This is a genomic window from Blastomonas sp. 34TW (assembly GCF_059803595.1).
On record NZ_JAPFGW010000001.1, the window covers coordinates 429,115 to 445,582 of the forward strand.

The 16,468-nt window shown below is 65.3% G+C and carries 15 protein-coding genes; 10 read left to right on the top strand and 5 right to left on the bottom strand.

What is annotated here, in order from left to right; genetic code table 11:
• The first annotated feature begins 420 nt into the window (after positions 1 to 420).
• Genes OPU69_RS02000 through OPU69_RS02040 form a run of 9 tightly spaced genes read left to right on the top strand, consistent with a single transcriptional unit; the run spans position 421 to position 11,399 of the window.
• On the top strand, positions 421 to 1,500 hold the full coding sequence (locus OPU69_RS02000) for a putative urea ABC transporter substrate-binding protein (RefSeq protein WP_498509108.1): 1,080 nt from the start codon (positions 421 to 423) through the stop codon (positions 1,498 to 1,500).
• A gap of 26 nt (positions 1,501 to 1,526) precedes the next feature.
• Entirely contained in the window at positions 1,527 to 2,342 is an 816-nt protein-coding gene (locus tag OPU69_RS02005) for an ABC transporter permease (protein ID WP_498509109.1), read from the top strand.
• Positions 2,339 to 3,133: an ATP-binding cassette domain-containing protein gene (locus tag OPU69_RS02010; RefSeq protein ID WP_498509110.1), complete on the top strand. Its 795-nt coding sequence runs from the start codon at positions 2,339 to 2,341 to the stop codon at positions 3,131 to 3,133. Before OPU69_RS02005 ends, OPU69_RS02010 begins: the two co-directional genes overlap by 4 nt.
• A complete protein-coding gene (locus OPU69_RS02015) occupies positions 3,133 to 3,609 on the top strand; it encodes a CopG family ribbon-helix-helix protein (protein ID WP_060980054.1) in 477 nt (158 codons plus the stop codon). Before OPU69_RS02010 ends, OPU69_RS02015 begins: the two co-directional genes overlap by 1 nt.
• Positions 3,606 to 4,430: an urea amidolyase associated protein UAAP1 gene (locus OPU69_RS02020; RefSeq protein WP_498509112.1), complete on the top strand. Its 825-nt coding sequence runs from the start codon at positions 3,606 to 3,608 to the stop codon at positions 4,428 to 4,430. Before OPU69_RS02015 ends, OPU69_RS02020 begins: the two co-directional genes overlap by 4 nt.
• A gap of 19 nt (positions 4,431 to 4,449) precedes the next feature.
• Complete coding sequence (locus tag OPU69_RS02025; RefSeq protein WP_498509113.1) at positions 4,450 to 5,085, top strand: urea amidolyase associated protein UAAP2; 636 nt, start codon at positions 4,450 to 4,452, stop codon at positions 5,083 to 5,085.
• Entirely contained in the window at positions 5,082 to 8,675 is a 3,594-nt protein-coding gene (gene uca, locus OPU69_RS02030) for an urea carboxylase (RefSeq protein WP_498509114.1), read from the top strand. The genes OPU69_RS02025 and uca overlap by 4 nt, the downstream gene beginning before the upstream one ends.
• The gene (atzF, locus tag OPU69_RS02035) at positions 8,672 to 10,441 is read left to right on the top strand and encodes an allophanate hydrolase (protein ID WP_498509115.1); all 1,770 of its coding nucleotides are present in this window, start codon (positions 8,672 to 8,674) and stop codon (positions 10,439 to 10,441) included. Before uca ends, atzF begins: the two co-directional genes overlap by 4 nt.
• A gap of 28 nt (positions 10,442 to 10,469) precedes the next feature.
• A complete protein-coding gene (locus OPU69_RS02040) occupies positions 10,470 to 11,399 on the top strand; it encodes a Vgb family protein (protein ID WP_498509314.1) in 930 nt (309 codons plus the stop codon).
• Positions 11,400 to 11,444: 45 nt separating this feature from the next.
• Here OPU69_RS02040 and OPU69_RS02045 read toward each other — a convergent pair whose 3' ends face one another.
• The 5 genes from OPU69_RS02045 to OPU69_RS02065 form a co-directional block, all read right to left on the bottom strand.
• Positions 11,445 to 11,789, bottom strand: coding sequence for a UrcA family protein (locus OPU69_RS02045; protein WP_498509116.1), 345 nt, complete (start codon positions 11,787 to 11,789; stop codon positions 11,445 to 11,447).
• A gap of 126 nt (positions 11,790 to 11,915) precedes the next feature.
• Entirely contained in the window at positions 11,916 to 12,284 is a 369-nt protein-coding gene (locus OPU69_RS02050; RefSeq protein WP_066044183.1) for a hypothetical protein, read from the bottom strand.
• Between the two features lie 17 nt (positions 12,285 to 12,301).
• Positions 12,302 to 13,879, bottom strand: coding sequence for a tetratricopeptide repeat-containing sulfotransferase family protein (locus OPU69_RS02055; protein WP_498509118.1), 1,578 nt, complete (start codon positions 13,877 to 13,879; stop codon positions 12,302 to 12,304).
• Positions 13,876 to 14,775 (bottom strand): sterol desaturase family protein, encoded by a 900-nt coding sequence (locus OPU69_RS02060; RefSeq protein ID WP_498509119.1) that lies wholly within the window; start codon positions 14,773 to 14,775, stop codon positions 13,876 to 13,878. Before OPU69_RS02060 ends, OPU69_RS02055 begins: the two co-directional genes overlap by 4 nt.
• Positions 14,776 to 14,862: 87 nt before the next feature.
• Entirely contained in the window at positions 14,863 to 15,801 is a 939-nt protein-coding gene (locus OPU69_RS02065) for a LysR family transcriptional regulator (protein ID WP_060980045.1), read from the bottom strand.
• A 187-nt stretch (positions 15,802 to 15,988) separates the two neighbouring features.
• Here OPU69_RS02065 and OPU69_RS02070 point away from each other — a divergent pair, with 187 nt between their 5' ends.
• Entirely contained in the window at positions 15,989 to 16,459 is a 471-nt protein-coding gene (locus tag OPU69_RS02070) for a DUF2269 family protein (protein WP_060980044.1), read from the top strand.
• Positions 16,460 to 16,468: the final 9 nt, after the last annotated feature.

Sequence of the window (16,468 nt, forward strand, 5' to 3'; positions counted from 1 at the left end):
ATACGGTATGGATATTACGGAATGCGTCAAGCGTAATAATTTTGCACTTGCTCAGTATGAACGGCATTTCGTGCTGCACTGCAAAAAATGACGGGATTGACGCGGTTTGATGGCCGATCGCACAGCCCGCCCCTAACGCAGAAACGCTTCGCGGATGAGGCGCGAATCATACCGGCGAATCACATGCTGCGGAAGGTCGGCGCCTGGCCGAGCGAATCACCGTCCGCTGAACTGGCGCAGTTTTTCGGGCATTGCAGGGCTATCAGTTGCGCAAAGCGAACCCTGACAGCTGGGCGCCGCGGACCAGCGGAGGAAGTGTGCGCTGTCCGACGGTTATTACGTTTTTCACTCATGGTAATATTTTCTGCTGGACAAGCCTGTCTGCGCTCGTGATGCTGCACTGCGAAAGGGGACCGAATCATGACGAGGCTGTTGCGCAGGCTTTCCACCCTTCTGGCGATGCTGGGGGCTTTCGCGCTCGCCGCCTGTTCCGGTTCCCCCGGGCCCGCCAAGCCAAAGACCGAATTCAATATCGGCTGGTCGATCTATGCCGGATGGATGCCCTGGCCTTATGCGCAGCAAGCGGGCATCGTGAAGAAATGGGCCGACAAATACGGCATCAAGATCAACTTCGTGCAGGTCAACGACTATGTCGAGTCGGTCAACCAGTACACGGCGGGCAAGTTCGATGGCGTCACCGTCGCCAATATGGACGCGCTGACCATTCCCGCGGCGGGCGGCAAGGATACCACCGCGGTCATTATCGGCGACTATTCGAACGGCAATGATGGTGTGCTGCTGAAAGGCGCGAACAGCCTGGCGGCGATCAAGGGCCGCCAGGTCTATCTGGTCGAGCTTTCGGTTTCGCATTATCTGCTCACCCGCGCGCTCGAAAAGGCGGGGCTCAAGTCGACCGACGTCAAGACGGTGAACACGTCTGATGCGGACATCGTCGCGGCCTTTGGCGCGGCGGATGTCAACGCTGCGGTGGCGTGGAACCCGCAGCTTTCGGTGATGAAGGGTGAGCCCGGCGTTACCCAGGTGTTCAGTTCCGCCGATATTCCGGGCGAGATTCTCGACCTGATGGTGGTCGACACTGCGACGCTCAAGGCCAATCCGAACCTGGGCAAGGCGCTCGCGGGCATCTGGTACGAGACGGTGGCGCTGATGCTGCGCGACGATGCGGAAGGCAAGGCCGCGCGCGCCGCGATGGCCAAGCTTTCGGGCGCGACACCCGAAATGTTCGACAGCCAGCTCAAGACGACGTTCCTTTACGCCGATCCCAAGGCGGCGGTCGCGGCGGCGACCTCTCCGGCGCTGGTCAACACGATGACGCAGGTGCGCGATTTCAGTTTCTCCAAGGGCCTGTTCAAGGGCGCGGCGAGCGCTGACGCAGTGGGTATCGCGTTCCCCGGCGGCAAGGTGCTGGGCGATCCGGCGCGGGTGACGCTGCGCTTCGACGATGCGTTCATGAAGCTCGCCGCCGACGGCAAGCTGTAAGCGCGGATCGGAGCAGGGGAACGGCGATGCGCTGGGTCAACCGACATCCGAAAAAGGGCGAACGCATTTTGCTCGGCGCACTGCCGGTCGCGGTGCTGCTGATCGCCTATCTGATCGTCGCGGCGCAGCGCCATGCCGACAATCCGTTCGATAAAATCCTGCCGCTGCCCGGGGCGATGGGGCAGGCGATGTCGGCGCTGATGTTTCAGGCGGATCAACTTACCGGGCAGGTCACCTTCTGGGCCGACACGTTCGCCAGCCTGCAGCGCCTCGGTCTGGGCCTGGGCATTGCGACACTGACCGCGCTGGTCGTCAGCCTGGTGCTGGGGGTGCTGCCGCCGGTTCGCGCCACCTTCGGGCCTTTGGTCACCGGTATCGCGGTCATCCCGCCGATCGCGCTGCTGCCGATCCTGTTCATCGCGCTGGGCCTGGGGGAAACTGCCAAGGTCGCGCTGATCGCCATCGGCGTCGCGCCGGTGATGATCCGCGATATCGCCGCCTATATCGCCGCGCTCCCCGCCGAACAGGTGATCAAGGCGCAGACATTGGGCGCAAGTTCCTGGCAGATCATGATCCGCGTCGCGCTGCCCCAGGCGATGCCACGCCTGATCCACGCTGTCCGGCTGGCGCTCGGCCCGGCCTGGGTGTTCCTGATCTCGGCCGAGGCGATCGCGGCGGATGTGGGGCTGGGCTACCGCATCTTCCTCGTCCGCCGTTACCTCTCGATGGACGTGATCCTGCCCTATGTCGCGTGGATCGCGCTGCTCGCGATCGTGATGGACTGGGCGCTCGCGCTGACCAGCCGCAAGGCCTTTCCCTGGGCGGAAGGGCAGGGCCGATGAGCGCCGCGCCGATCCTCAGCCTCCAGAACGTCTGGGTCGAATATGGCGACAAGATTGTGCTGGAAAAGGTCGATCTGGACATCCAGCCCGGCTCGTTCGTGTCGATCGTCGGCCCCTCGGGCGCTGGCAAGTCGAGCCTGCTGCGCGTCGTCCTGGGCCAGGAGCGCCCGACGCGCGGTGTGATCGAACTCGACGGCCAGCCGCTCGCGCCCGAATGCGGGCCCGATCGCGGCGTGGTGTTCCAGCGCTATTCGGTGTTCCGACACCTTTCCGCGCTGGGCAATGTGATGTTCGGGCTCGAATGCGAACAGGCGCCGCTCAACGCCCGGCTGTTCGGATCGGCGCGCAAGGCGGCGCGAGCGCGGGCCGAGGAGATGCTCGTCGCGGTCGGCCTTGGCGACAGCATGCACCAATATCCTGCGCAGCTTTCCGGGGGGATGCAGCAGCGGCTCGCTATCGCACAGGCGCTGATCAAGCGGCCGCGCATCCTGCTGCTCGACGAACCCTTCGGCGCGCTCGATCCCGGCATCCGCGCCGACATGCACGCGCTGATCAGCCAACTGTGGAGCGATTATGCGCTGACCATCATCATGGTCACGCACGACATTCGCGAGGCGTTCACGCTCGGCACGCGCGTGCTCGCGCTCGACAAGCGTCGGCACGATCCGCACGCGCCACACCGCTTCGGCGCGACCGCTGTCTATGACCTGACCCTCAACAAGAAGAGCAACCCGGAAGAGCCTGAAAAACCGGCGGTTCTGGAGATTGCCAAGACCCAGGAGAACGCATGATGGGAACCGAGCCGACCAGTGTCGCACGATTGTCGATGAGCCTGCCGAGCGAGCTGTTCCGTCAGCTCGACATGATGGTCGAGGAACGCGGGCTGCCCTCGCGCTCGCAGCTGATTGCAGAGCTGATCCGCCATGCGCTCGCCGCGCACGAGGCGACGACGCGGCCCGACGAGATGCTCGCGGGCACGCTGACCATCGTCTATCGCGGCGACCGGGGCCGGGTGCGCCATCAACTCGCGCAGACCCAGGCCGAATATCTGAAGGAGGTCATCTCCTCGCAGCACGTGTTTCTCGAGGACGACCAGTCGCTTGAGGTGTTGCTGGTCCAGGGCCCCGCCGTCCGCCTCAACGAGCTGTGCGATGCGCTGCGCCGGGTGCGCGGCGTGCACCAGCTGCAACTCGTCACCACCACCGCCCTGCTGCCCCCGCTCTACGAGCCGGACGCGGGCGAACATGCCAAGGGAGCCGCTGCATGACCGCCGTTTTGAGCGATCCGTCCGCCGCCCGCGCCCATGCGCGGAGCATGGCCGGGACCAAAGTGGAATCGATGCCGGTGCTGCCGCCAATTGCCGACGACCTGCCCGAGGGCGTCGCGAGTGAAGACCTGCTCTGGGAAGAGACGATCGCGCCGGGCGGCTATGCGACGCGCAGGCTGGCGCGCGGCACGCGGCTGCGGCTGATCGACCTGAAGGGCGATGCCTGTGCCGGGCTGCAGCTGTTCAACGCCGAAATGCCGACCGAGCGGCTCAGCGTCGCCGATACGGTCAAGGTGCAGTGGAACGGCTATCTGGGCGCAGGCAAGCTTCTGCTGTCGGACATGGGCCGGGTGCTGATGAGCATCGTCGAGGACGGAGCCGGCACGCACGACGCGTTCTGCGGCACGTCCAACGCTCAGACCAATGCCGCGAAATATGGTGAGGGTGCCAATTACAGCCCCTGTCCCAATGGCCGCGAACGGTTTCTGCTCGGCGCGGCCAAGCACGGGCTGGGGCGGCGCGACGTGCATCCGTGCATCAACCTGTTCAAGGGCGCGATCATCGCCGAGGATGGCAGCATCGTGCCGGATGTTGGCCCGTTCGAGGGCGGGCGCAGCGTACTGCTGCGCGCCGAGATGGACGTGATCGTGGTGATCGCCAACGTGCCGCACGTGCTCGATGCCCGCCCGGCATATAGCGTCACACCGCTGCGCGTCACCGCCTGGCGCGGGGAGGTGACTCCGGAAACCGACCCTATCCGTAACGCGACGCCGGAGGGCCAGCGCGCCTTCTTGAACGTCGAAGACTATTTCCGTCGCTGATCGCAGGAGTTTCACCCGAATGAGCGCCGATCCCCATATCGCTGGCCTTTCCGGCCCCATCGTCCACGACGAGATCGTGCCTGCGCGCGCGCCCTGGCTGCACCATATCGCCGCCGGGCAGACGCTGCGCATCGTCGATCTGGAAGGCAACCAGGCCGTCGACTTCCTGCTCTATGCCACCGCCGACGATGCAGAACGATATAGCGCGCAGGATACCGTCGCTGCACAAGGCAATCTGTTCCTGCGCGAAGGCACCGTGCTGCGCTCGAACGAGGGTCGCGCGATGATGACCATCGTCGGCACGGCGGTCGATTATCACGACACGATTGGCGGTGCGTGTTCGTGTGAATCCAATACCTTGCGATATGGCCATCACACCAAGTCCGAACATGCCTGTGTCGAGAATTTCCTCGAGGCGAACCTGCTCGAAGGGCGCGGCAAGCGCGACATCGTCTCGAACATCAACTTCTTCATGAACGTTCCGGTAGAGGCGGACGGGTCGCTCGGCATTGTCGACGGCATCAGTGCGCCCGGCCTGACGGTCGATCTGCGCGCCGAGATGGACGTGACCGTGGTCGTCTCCAACTGCCCGCAGATCAACAATCCCTGCAACGGCTTCAACCCCACGCCTGTTCGCATGATCGTCACCGCATGAGCTACGATACCGTTCTCATCGCCAATCGCGGCGCGATCGCCACGCGCATCATCCGCACGCTGCGCAAGATGGGGCTGCGTTCGGTCGCGGTCTATTCGGAGGCCGACGAGGATTCGCTGCATGTCGCGCTAGCCGACGAGGCGGTGTGCATCGGCCCTGCGCGCGCGAGCGAGAGCTATCTAAATGTCTCGGCAATCCTCGATGCGGCGCGGGCAACCGGCGCAGGGGCGATCCATCCGGGCTATGGCTTTCTTGCCGAAAATGCGGAGTTTGCGGAGGCCTGCGCGGCGGCGGGGATCGTGTTCATCGGCCCCGATCCCGACAATATCCGCACCTTCGGGCTGAAGCACAGCGCGCGCGCGCTGGCAGCGGCGCATGACGTACCGCTGGCGCCGGGCACCGATCTGCTCACCGACGAGGCCGAGGCGGTCGAGGCGGCCGAGCGCATCGGCTTTCCCGTCATGCTCAAGGCGACGGCGGGCGGCGGCGGTATCGGCATGCGCGTGTGCGAGAATGCCGAAGACGTGCGCGAGGGCTTTGCTACCGTGGCGCGGCTCGGCCAGGGCAATTTCGGCGATTCCGGGGTGTTCCTCGAACGCTTCATCCGCCGCGCCCGGCATATCGAGGTGCAGATTTTCGGCGATGGCGAGGGACGGGTCGTGGCCTTGGGTGAGCGCGACTGCTCCCTGCAACGCCGCAACCAGAAGGTGGTCGAAGAAGCCCCTGCGCCGCTGCTTCCCGATACGATTCGCGCCGAGCTTTATGCCGCCGCGATCCGTCTGGGCGAGGCGGCGCGCTATCGCTCCGCCGGAACGGTCGAATTCCTCTACGATGCCGAGCGCAAGGAGTTCTTTTTCCTCGAGATGAACACCCGGCTTCAGGTCGAGCATGGCGTGACCGAAGAGGTGTTCGGTATCGATCTGGTCGAATGGATGGTGCGCGGCGGGCAGGGCGATTTCGCGTTTCTGGGCAGCGCGCCGACCGCGCCCAGCGGCCATTCGGTGCAGGTGCGCCTCTATGCCGAGGACCCCGCGCAGGACTATCGCCCGACCTCGGGCACGCTGACCTCGGTGCGCTTTCCCGAGGACATTCGCACCGAGACCTGGGTCATGGCGGGCAGCACGGTAAGCAGCTGGTACGACCCGATGCTCGCCAAGCTGATCGTGCATGCCGAGACGCGCGAGCTCGCGGTTGCCGCGATGCAGGCCGCGCTCGACCAGTCACGCGTCGACGGTATCGAGAGCAATCTGCGCTGGCTGCGCGAGGTGGTGCGCGCGCCGGCCTTCGTTACCGGCGAGGTTTCGACCCGCGCGCTCGAAAGCGTGGTCTATCATCCGCAGAGCATTCAGGTGGTGAGTGGCGGCACGGCCACCACGGTGCAGGACTGGCCGGGGCGTCAGAAGCTCTGGGCGGTTGGCGTTCCGCCTTCGGGGCCAATGGACGATCAGTCGTTCCGGCTCGGCAACCGGCTGCTCGGCAATCCCGAAGGCACGTCCGGACTGGAACTGACGCTGACCGGGCCAACCTTGCTGTTCAACGCGCCCGCACGCATTTGCCTGATGGGCGCGGATTTTGGCGCGACGATTGATGGCGCTCCGGTGGCACGCGGTGCGCCGGTGGATGTCGCGGCGGGCCAGACGCTGAGCCTCGGCCGCGCGACCGGCGGCGGCCTGCGCGGCTATATCCTGTTTGCAGGCGGGCTAGACATTGCGCCCTATCTCGGCAGCACCAGCACCTTCGAGCTTGGTCAGTTCGGCGGCCATGCCGCGCGGCGGCTGCTCGCGGGCGATACGCTGCATCTCGCCGGTTCCGCGACCGATGCGCCATTGTCGCACGTCGCGCTGCCCGAGATCGGCAGCGAATGGACGCTGCGCGTGCTCTATGGCCCGCACGGCGCGCCTGATTTCTTCACGCCCGAAGATATCGACACGCTGATCACCGCCGACTGGCAGGTGCATTACAACTCGAACCGCACCGGCGTCCGCCTGGTCGGCCCCAAGCCGCAATGGGCGCGCAAGGACGGCGGCGAGGCGGGTCTGCACCCGTCGAACATCCACGACAATCCCTATGCCATTGGCGCGGTCGATTTCACCGGCGACATGCCGATCATCCTGGGACCGGACGGTCCTTCGCTCGGCGGCTTCGTCTGCCCGTTCGTGGTGATCGCGGCGGACCGCTGGAAGATCGGTCAGCTCGCTCCCGGCGACCGGCTGCGCTTCGTGCCGGTCAACGCCCACGACGCGTTCGCGGCAGACAGCCTGCAGCGGCGGCTGGTCGCGACCGGTGAGGGGCATATGCAGAGCCCTGCGCGCCCGATCGAGACCTTGTCGCCGATCCTGGGCATCATCGCCGAAGGGCCGCAGCGCCCGCGCACCGTCTATCGCCAGCAGGGCGACCGCAACATCCTGGTCGAATATGGCCCGATCGTGCTCGATATCGAGCTGCGCATCCGCGTGCAGGCGCTGATGACCGAGCTTGAGCGCATGGCGCTGCCCGGTGTGATCGATATCGTGCCGGGCATCCGCTCGCTGCAATTCCATTTCGATGGCAGCACGATGAACCAGGCCGCCGCGCTCGCCGCGCTGATGGCGGCGGAGGAGCGGCTCGGCGATCTGGAAGATTTCACCATCCCCTCGCGCATCGTCCACCTGCCGCTGAGCTGGCGCGATCCGGCGACGATCGAGACGATCGAGAAGTACATGGGCACGGTGCGCGACGACGCGCCCTGGTGCCCGGACAATATCGAGTTCATCCGCCGCATCAACGGCCTGCCCGACGCAGAGGCGGTCGAAAACCTGATCTTCCAGACCAATTATCTCGTACTGGGCCTGGGCGATGTGTACCTCGGCGCGCCGGTGGCGACCCCAGTCGATCCGCGTCAACGGCTGGTGACGACCAAATACAACCCGGCACGCACCTGGACCCCGCCCAATGTCGTCGGCATCGGCGGCGCGTATATGTGCATCTACGGCATGGAGGGGCCGGGCGGCTACCAGCTGTTCGGGCGGACCATCCAGGTGTGGAACACCTATCGCCAGACCGAGGCGTTTACCGAGGGCAAGCCCTGGCTGCTTCGCTTTTTCGACCAGATCCGCTTCTATCCGGTGAGCGCCGAGGAACTCGCCGAATGGCGGCGCGATTTTCCCAGCGGCAGACGCTCGATCCGCATCGAGCCCTCCGAATTCCGCCTCGCCGATTATCGCGCATTCCTCGCCGACAATGCCGAATCCATCGCCGCTTATGAATCCAATCGCCAAGCCGCGTTCGATGCCGAGCGCGCCGAATGGCAGCGCTTGGGCGAGTTCGACCGGGCCGATCCGGCAGATGCTCCGGTCAGCCAGAGCGCGGCGGTCGAGGTGCCCGAGGGCGCGGACCTGATAGAGACGCCCTTTGGCGGCAGCGTGTGGAAGATGCTGGTCAATGTCGGCGACGAGGTCGCGGCGGGCGATGCCATCGCGATCATCGAAGCGATGAAGATGGAATGTCGCGTCGACAGTCCCGGCGCGGGCACGGTCGCGGCGCTCTATGCCAAGGAACGGCAATCGGTGCAGCCCGGCGAGCCGATCCTGGCGCTGACGAGGCACGGATGAGCGCGCCGTTTCGCCTCAGCGCGGCCGGCATCGCCCAAGCGGTCAGGAGCGGCCAGAGCAGCGCGGTCGCCGAGGCGGAAGCGGCGCTCGAGCGAATCTCGGCCTACGATGCGGTGCAGCCGCAGATCTGGATCAGCCGCGCGTCGCCCGAGGCCCTGCTGGAGGCCGCGCGCGCTATCGATGCGCGGGTGGCGGCGGGCGAGCATCTGCCGCTGGCGGGGGTGCCGTTCGCGGTGAAGGACAATATCGATGTCGCGGGCTTTCAGACCACGGCGGCATGCCCGGCCTTCGCCTATGCGCCGCAAGCCTCGGCCAGCGTGGTCGAGAAACTGCTCGCGGCTGGTGCCTTGTGCGTCGGCAAGACCAATCTCGACCAGTTCGCTACCGGCCTCAACGGCACGCGCAGCCCCTATGGCGCGCCGCGCAACGCGCACAATCTCGCCTATGTCAGTGGCGGATCGAGCTCGGGATCGGCGAGCGCGGTCGCGGCGGGGCTGGTCGCGTTTGCGCTCGGCACCGATACCGCAGGCTCGGGCCGCGTGCCCGCAGCGTTCCAGCATCTGATCGGGTTCAAGCCGAGCAAGGGCCGCTGGAGCAACAGGGGGCTGGTCCCGGCGTGCCGGTCGATCGACTGCATCACCGTGTTCACCGACGACACGGCCGATACGCGGCTGATCGACGGGATCGTTGCGGGCTTTGATGCTGCGGACGCCTGGTCGCGGCCGCTCACCGACTTGCCGCTTTGCCACCGCACCATCGGCGTGCCGCGCCGCGATCAGCGGATGTTCTTCGGCGATGTCGAGGCGGAATATTTTTACGACCAGGCACTGAAGGGGCTCGCGGGCCTGGGGACCGTGGTCGAGATCGATTATGCCCCGCTGCAGGAGGCCGCGCAGCTGCTCTATGGCGGTCCCTGGGTGGCCGAGCGCACCGCCGCTTTGGGCGATCTGCTCCCCAGCAACCCCGATGCCATCGACCCGACCGTGCGCGAGATCGTCTCGGCGGGACTGGAGACCAGGGCGGTTGATCTGTTCAATGGCATCTATCGCCTCGCCGAGCTCAAGCGCCATGCCGATCAGCTCTGGGAGAGCATCGACGTGATGGCCTTCCCGACCGCCGGGACGACCTATCGCGTCAAGGAAATGCTTGCCGCGCCGATCGCGCTCAACAGCGCGCTCGGCTTCTACACCAATTTCGTCAACCTGCTCGACATGGCCGCGCTCGCCGTGCCGGCAGGTGCACGGCACAACGGTACCGGCTTCGGCATCACGCTGATCGGCCCGGCGCATAGCGACCGCGCGCTGCTCGACATCGCCGACGCCTATCTCGCCAAGGCTTCGCTTCCATCTCCACCCCCGCTCGATCTGGAGGGCAAAATGCAGACCGTGAAACTCGCCGTTGTCGGCGCGCATCTGAAGGACATGCCGCTGCACTGGCAGCTCACATCGCGCGACGCGAAATTCGTCGGCGCGTTCGAGACTGCGCCCGAATATCGGCTCTACGCGATTGCCAACAGCGTCCCGCCCAAGCCGGCGCTGGTGCACACGGGCGAGGGGGCCTCGATTGCGGTCGAGGTGTACGAGCTGGGCGTCGCCGAGTTCGGCAGCTTCACCGTCGAGGTGCCGCCGCCGCTCGCGATCGGAACCGTGACGCTGGCCGATGGCTCGAGCGTCAAGGGCTTCGTCGCCGAACCGCGCGCGCTCGATGGCGCCGAGGACATCACGCATCTCGGGGGCTGGCGCGCCTTTATCGCGCAAATGGCTTGAGCAGATTTTCAGAAGGGAAGGGCTGATGATGACCAAGTTCCGCAAGGCTGCCGCCGCGATGGCCACCGGATTATCTGTACTGATCGTCACCCCCGCCTCGGCCGAACAGGTGATCGACGTGCCAGGCTTTGCCGATTTTCTGGCGGTCGACGGTGACAGCGTCTGGGCCACCAATGATGGGCGGGTCGAGCGCTGGTCGCGTTCGGGCAAGCTGGCTGCGGTGGCGATGGGGCGGCCCTGCGGCGCGATGGCGATCCATGACGGCAGTCTGTGGGTCGCCGATTGCAAGGAGAACGCGGTCGTCCGCATCGACACCGCCAAGGCCGAAAAGCTGGCCACCATCGCCACGGGCATCGCCAACCCCAAGGGCGAACTGAACGTGGTTGCGGGCGCGGGATCGATCTGGGTGGCGAGCGACAACAAGGGCGTGGTCTCGCGCATCGATCCTGCCACGAACGCGATCACCGCCACCATCGCAGTGACACCGGGCACGCATTATCTGGTCTTCGGCTTCGATGCCCTCTGGGCGATCAGCAGCGAGGGCAAGACCGTGCAGCGGATCGACCCTGCCACCAATGCGGTGACCAAGACCACGGCTATGGGCGATTCACCAGCCTTTTCGGCCGCGGGCGAGGGCGCCGTCTGGGTGCAGGAACAGGGCGACGGCACCGTCGCGCGCCTCGATCCTGCTACCGGCGAGGTGACTGGCAGGGTCAAGGTCGGCAAGGAGCTGAAATGGGGCGATATCGATACCGGCGCGGGGATGGTCTGGCTGCGCACCACCGAGGACCAGACGTTCGTCGCGATCGATCCCAAGGCGCTGACCGTGGTCGCGCGGCTGGGCAAGGCAGAAGGCAGCGGTGCGCTGCGCTATGCCAGCGGCGGCCTGTGGACCTCGGCGCATGACGTGCACACGCTGACCTGGTGGCCCGAGCCGATCCTGGTTCCAACAAATTGACATGCCCGCGACCGGGGGTTCCGGTCGCGGATCACGACAGAAAGATCAGCGCAGCGAGGCGAGCTTTGCGCCCGATGCGGTGCTGGCCCGGGCCAGACGCTGTTCGATCTGCGCGCGGACATCGGCAGCAACCGACGTGCGGCATTCCTGCGTCTTGGCTTCGGCGGCCAGATGCACGTTCGACAGGCGATCGCCGCACACGGCGCGCGCAGCCTGATCGACGCGGATGGCGAGGCGTTGCTGGCCGTCGGCGGTCGACAGGTCGAGATCTGCGAGGTTGAGGATCGCCTTGTCCTTGGCGAAGGGATTGGTGGCGGTTTCGTTCGCGGCGGCACCGGTGGCCGTCAGGGCAAACGCGACGGTGGCGAGCGCCACGAGCCGGGTTATCATGGGTTTTTCTCCTGCGTCAGACAAATGCAGCTCTGCGGCCGCTGGCGGCTGATATAGCCACGCGGGAGAAAACTTTCAATATATAACCCGGTTTTGTACTTTTATTACTTTCGTTGGACCCCGTTATTACTTGACCGACACGACCAGCATGGCGAGATCGCCGCGCGTGCCGAGCAGGCCTATCGGCAACTGGGCGCTATGCTCTTCATTTGCCACGGAAAGCTGGATGCTGCGGGCATAGGGTGCGGACCAGTTCCGCACCTTCGCGACCGGGACCCGCGCCGTCCAGCGATGCCGGCCAGTGACCGCGATCTCATGCCCGTTGATGAGGACCGGCGCGGCGCTGTCATCGCGATGGCCGGTGATTCTGAGGCAGCTTTCCGCGCCGCATTCGACCACGCGCAGCTTTGGTGCATGTCCGGCCTGAGCCTGGGCCGGGGAGATGATGCCGAGCGCGGCCAACGCCAGGGTGGCAGATACGAGCAGGCGGGACATGGGCAGAGATCTCCCGGTCATGTGGCGGAAATGCCGTGCTGTTCGAAGAAGCGCGATACCGGCGCCAGCACATCGGCATGGCGCTTCCAGCGCGCGACGGAGTCGGAGTAGATGGGGCGGCGAACCTGCGCGGCGCTCGGCGTGGAAACCGGCGCGGCATTGGTGTGGAAGGATAGGCAATCGTCCGACCAGTCGAGCCCGGCATGATCGAGCAGCCGACGGGTCTGCCCCTCCTGATCGGCGATCAGGTCCTCATATTGCACTTCCAGCACGCGGGTTGGAAGCTGCTCGGTCCAAAAGCGCATCAGCCGGTCGAACCGTGCGTAATAGGCGGCAATGTCGAGCAGGTCGTAGCTGTAATCATAATAGCGCGAGCTGACCGCGAACAGGTTGCGGAAGTTGCTCAGCACCGTGTCCATCGGATGGCGGCGCAGGCAGATGATCCGTGCATTCGGCAGCGCGCGGGCGATGAAGCCGACATATTGGAAATTGCCGGGAAACTTGTCGATGAAGCGCCTGTCCGCATCGCGGCGGTGATGCTGCGCGCGCTCGAGATAGTCGCGGCCGATCGCGGCCATGTTCGCGCGGGCCGCGAGCGCGATCGTCTCGGGATCGAGCACGTTGCGGCTGCGCGTGCCCGCAGCGCGCTTCACCGCCAGCGGCATCGCCTGCAACTCGCCCGCGCTCTCGACCTCAGGGTGCGAAGACAGGATGCGGTCGACCAAAGTCGTGCCGGTGCGCGGCATGCCGATGATGAAGATCGGCGGGTCCGCTTCGGCCCGAGCGGGGGGCGCGGCCTTCAGATCGGCCCAGCTCGCTTCGATCGCATCGAAATTGGCCGCATCGCGCGCGAAATCATAGTCGAGCGCGCGGCGATGCTCGCCATTGGCCTCGCACAATATGTCGAGCGCGCGTTCGGGCTCGCCGATATCCTCGAGCTCCTTGGCCAGCGCATAGCCGAGCAGCAGCCGGTCGCGGCCCTCGCGTGCCCGCGCATAGGTCTGGCCGAGCCGGGCGACATGGTTCTTCTCGGCACTCTGCTTGCGCAGGCTGGCGAGCAGATGGTGCGCGCGGGCATGATCGCCCGCCATCCCGATCAGCGCTTCGAGCGCCGCTTCGGCCTCGTCGACCCGGCCGAGAAAGTTGAGCGTCACAGCAAGATTGTAGCGATATTCGCTGGCATATGGCTGCAGCCGCACCGCCTCGCGGAAATGGCCGAGCGCGGCGGAATGATTGCCCAGGCGCGCATAGACGCAGCCCATGGTGTCGCGGCTCAACGCGTCGCTGGGCAAGGCGCTTTCGGCTTGCTCGAGCACGAATGCCGCATCGCCCTCGCGCCGCACCATCGCATAGAGCTTGGCGAGCTGCGCGCGATATTCGCCCTGCGGGTCGAGCGCGACCGCGCGCTCGAGGCTCGCGATGCCCTGCGCAATCTGTCCCGCGTCGGCGAGCGTGACGCCGAGCAGGAAATGCCCCTCGGCATCGCGCGGATCGTCGTGGATGAGCGAGGCCGCGAGCTTGTGCGTCGCCTGCAGGTCGCCCTGGCCCAGCGCGTCGCGCGCCGCGTCGATCCGCCGGGCGCGCAGGTCGATCATGCCGGGGCGCTGCTCCCGCCATTATCGCTGCGCCGAGCCTTCCAGCGGTCGATCAGCGGCACGAAGGGAAAGATCGTCTGCTCCCAGATCGACAGTCGTTTGCGATCGTCCTGACCGACCAGCACGCCTTCGCCCTCCTTGTAGGTGCCGAATATGCGGTCGAGCAGGATCAGCGAATTGCCGTAATTGCAGCGCGTCGCCTCATAATCGGTCGAATGGTGCAGGCTGTGGTGACGGATGGTCGTGAAGACGAACGAATACCAGATCGGCGGATCGGCCTTCACATTGGCATGCGCGAAGGTGGAAACGACATTGAGCACGTTGAGCCCGGCGAACAATGCGGTCAGGTCGAAGTCGAAAAAGGCGAGGACGCTGAGGCTGATCAGGAACAGCTCGATCGGGTTGCCGACATAGCCCTTGGCGGCATTGAGCTGGGTGATGTGATGATGCGGCGCATGCGTCAGCCAGAAGGGCGTCACATTGTGCATCAGCCGGTGCATCCAATACTGGCCAAATTCGAGGATCACCACAACCATGATCACCTGCACCAGCCACGGCACCTCGGCCATCCAGGTGGTGCTGATGCCCAGCCAGTCCTTGAGCGCGAGCAGCGGGTCCTCGGCCAGCGTCTTGCTCAGCCAGGCGATGACGGTCGAGCTGAGCACGACATAGAAAAGGTCGGTGCGGAATTCCTGCCAGTTCATCCGCCAGCCCGCATGGCGCTCGTGCACGAATTCGAGCAGCAGCACGGTGAGCGTGATCAGCGACGAGGTGACGATCAGCATCCACGGAATACTCGTCACCGCCTTGGGCGCATAGGCCCAGAACAGCACGACCAGCGCCACCATGGCAGGCGGGACAAGGTTGAACAGTCTGTCCTTCAGGGAAATCGTCATTACGCAACTCCGAAACCGTCCGGAAGTCTGCGCTGCACCGCATCATGAAGGCAGGGGCAAAAATGCGATGAAAGTCATAGGCTGCATCTATGCCTCGCGCATGGCGCGGACCCTGCGGAAGACCTCGTCCCAGAAAAGCTGCGTCGCGGTATCGCGCGCAGGATCGGTGCGCGCGAGCAGATAGATGTCATAGGCGGGCTCGATATCGGCATAGAGCATTGGCCAGAGCCGACCCTTGGCAACATCCTCCTCTGCTGCGGGAACGGGCAGGAAGCCGATGCCGACGCCCAGCCGCACCAGCCGCTGCGCCTCGTTGATATCCTCGGCCAGGCCGCTGACCTTGGTGCCGAGGCCATTGCGGCGGCGCAGATTGGTGATGAGCTCGATCTCGTCATCGCCGGTCAGCACGAAATGTTCAGCCCTCAAATCGGTGAGGCGGCTGTAGCGATGGCCGTAATGCGGGCTCGATCGCGCACAATAGAGTTGCTGCCGCTCGACCAGCAGCGGCTCGTACATCAGGCCCCCGCGCACCGCGCTGTCATAGCTGACCCCGATCTCGACCTCGCCCTGTTCGAGCGCGTCGAGCACCTGCCGCCAGGGCGAGACGCGGATCTCGATATGGATATCGGGGTTGCGGCGATGGAAGCTGGCGATTGCCTCGTCGAATTCGGGCGAGATCAGGCCCGAGACGATCTGAATGCGGACAAAACCCTCGACCCGCTTGGTCGCCTGCGCGATCTGGTGCGGCATCATCCGCGCGGATTCGAGCATGTCCTCGCACAGCGCCATCATCGCCTTGCCCGCGGGCGTCATCTCCACCCCGGTCGCGGTGCGGATCAGCAGCACGGTGCCGACATGATCCTCCAACCGCTTCAATGCCGCGCTGATGCTGGGCTGCTGGCGGTTGAGCTTGCGCGCTGCCGCTCCGATCCCGCCTGCGCGCACGATATCGACAAAGGTGCGCAACAGGTTCCAGTCGACCCTGCTCGCAAATTTGCGGTCAATCAGCGGTTCGCGATCGGGCATTCGGCAATCCCCCTTGGCCGATATCATAGACCAGATTGATGCGGTAAGGGCAACATGCTCTTGCAAGCCTATGACCCTGTCGCGACTGAAAGTGTCAGAAAAATTAGACAGATTATCGCAGACATCGGGCACGCAACCGGTTAGCATCGCGCGCAAGGCTGGTGCGCCAGCGATCCAGGGCGGGGCGATGACGGCTTTTTCGATTTACAAGTTCGCGCACGTGCTGGGGGTCATCCTGCTGCTGGGCAACATCACGGTGACCGCCGTGTGGAAGGTGTTTGCCGACCGCACCCGTAGCGCCGGAATCATCGGCTTCGGCCAGCGCATGGTCACCGGCACCGATTTCGGGCTGACGGTGCCAGGCATCGTCCTGACGATCGTCGGCGGCTATGGCGCGATGTACGAGGCGCGCTATGATTTCCCGGGGCCCGCCTGGCTGCTGTGGAGCCAGATCAGCTTTGTTGCTGCTGGCGTGATCTGGCTGGGGCTGCTGATCCCGATCCAGATCAGGCAGGCGCGGATGGCGCGCGCCTTTCAGAATGGCGGCGAGGTGCCCGAAGCCTATCGCACGCTGGCACGGCGCTGGCTGTTCTGGGGGTTGGTCGCCACCGTTCCGCTGGTCGCTGCGCTCTATTTCATGCTCGACAAACCTGGCTAATATGCCTCG